The organism is Oleiphilus sp. HI0086, from assembly GCF_001635225.1.
Genome location: NZ_LWFZ01000716.1, coordinates 1 through 725, shown reverse-complemented (window position 1 = coordinate 725; position 725 = coordinate 1). Strand labels below are relative to the sequence as shown.

At 41.8% G+C, this 725-nt stretch carries 1 protein-coding gene; it reads right to left on the bottom strand.

Annotated features, from left to right (window positions below):
- Window positions 1–469, bottom strand: a 469-nt coding sequence (locus A3756_RS11670) for a hypothetical protein (RefSeq protein ID WP_197481279.1), incomplete at its 3' end; no start/stop codon positions are given.
- Between the last annotated feature and the right edge of the window lie 256 nt (window positions 470–725).

The following is a 725-nucleotide window of genomic DNA, read 5'->3' as shown; positions in this document are numbered from 1 at the left end:
GGTAGGCTTCGTGCAATTGAGTCAGTTGCTTTGCCAGAAGACGACCATTTTTTTCTAAAGAAAGTCCGGTATTGTAGCGAAGATAGAACGGTGTATAACCAAAATCTTCCTGCAACTTTGTACCATAGTTTTCCCTGACATCGCCGCCTTTATAGTCGAAACAGCTATCAATATAATGATCGACGAGAGATTCCCCTTCACTGGGAGCCTTTAGGTGGTAATCCCAAACCGTTTCCAGGTTTGTTAGCCCATGAACAAATACAACCACCTTATTACTTAACGGCGCATCCAGCTGATGAACGAGGTGTTCATTTAAGACCAAGCGTTTGTAGTGGTAATAAAAGCCCATCTGGATAGCCAAAGGGTTACATTCTTTTTCAAGGTAGTCACCTATCACTCCATTGAGGATGGAGCGCCCTAGACGCCCCCAATGTTTATGGGTCTCTTGACCTTCAACAGTATGACTCATACATGATCTCCGTAAGTGAAGATCTTCAGATTAGCATGTTTTCTGGAATATGAGACATGATCCAACTCAATCAATGAAGGCTATTCAAATGTCATCCCTCTTAAACACGAACTTAGCCAAGTAAGTACCGCTGTGACGAAGCCCTATAAATTCAGTGCGATAAGATCACAGAATCACCACGTACTTCTACTTATTAAGAAGTCTTGTCACAAAAACAAAGTGTCAAGACCGATTTGTTGCTTAAAATTCCCTATGA